Below are 1,131 nucleotides of genomic sequence, written 5' to 3'. Positions count from 1 at the left end.
GACCCACAATCCGCCATTCAGGGCCGGTTTGCCGCTCCCCAACACCGGACGCTTGTTCATCTCGGGATCAGCGGCCCATTTAGGGTATTCCAACGCGCAGGCTGCATGCCGTGGTTTGGTGACTAGCGATCAAGCCGCTTTCGAGCGAGCAAAGCCGAAGAGCGGGCGTTCGCAATGCCATATATGCCTTTTGCCCGTCGCTCTGCCGGACGGATGCACTTGGCATGCACGCGACCATCGGTATCATGAGACAATGCCTCACTCACCTCTGCGCTCCCCGCCCAACCCAGCCAATACTCCGAGCGCCCGCTTCTTCGGCGACATCGGCATCACTCCCGGTGCGCGGGTGCTTGATGTCGGTTGCGGCAATGGTGACCTCAGTCGATATGTGGCTGGGCTTGCCGGACCAAGCGGCGAAGTCGTGGCGATCGACCGGAGCGAACAGGCGCTCGCTATGGCCCGAACGATCGACGCAGACTCGGGTGCCGCGCACATCCAGTACCGCGCGGCCGATCTTTCGGGCGACTTGCCCGATCTGGGCCGTTTCGATGCGATCGTCGGCCGTCGCGTGCTGATGTACCTACCCGATGCCGCCAAGACACTGGAGCGACTAGCGGCGATGGCCAACCCGGACGCGATCTTAGCGTTTCAGGAACATGCACGCGCCGGCCTTCCTGCGGGACTTGGGGATCTCGCGTTGCACCGCCAGCTTTACGACTGGAACTGGAGCACGGTTGCAGCGGAAGGAGGCGATGTGGGATTGGCGCTCCGGCTCGCCGAACTGATGCAGCAAGTGGGGCTTTCGGTCGAGCAAGCGCGCGGCGAGGCCATCTTGCTCCATCCCCACCAGCCCTCGTTCGTGCCGACACTCACGCACGCGATGCTCCCGCGAATAGTCGAGCGAGGCATCGCCAGTGTTGAGCAGATCGATCCCGACACGCTCGCGCAGCGGATCGAGGACGAGCATCGCGCCGCGGGTGGTACGATCGTTTGGGACCTCGCCTTCTTGGTGGCGGCTCGCGCCCAATCGGTCTCTCGCTGAAACGTCCGCATTCAGACCGCTGAAAACGCGAGCTGAACGACCAAGTCTGCGGCGTGACCTGCCCGGCAGCCTCGCGCCCCGACGACCCA

1 protein-coding gene is annotated in these 1,131 nt (G+C 63.9%); it reads left to right on the top strand.

Features of this window, described 5'->3' with window-relative positions:
* On the top strand, positions 1-1,042 hold a 1,042-nt coding region (locus OXR00_RS19555; RefSeq protein WP_267389900.1), incomplete at its 5' end, for a methyltransferase domain-containing protein.
* Positions 1,043-1,131: the final 89 nt, after the last annotated feature.

Source organism: Sphingomonas sp. GC_Shp_3 (assembly GCF_026540945.1).
Classification (GTDB): Bacteria; Pseudomonadota; Alphaproteobacteria; order Sphingomonadales; family Sphingomonadaceae; genus Sphingomonas.
Note: the sequence above shows the minus strand (reverse complement) of the source record. Positions and strands in the feature narration are given on the sequence as shown.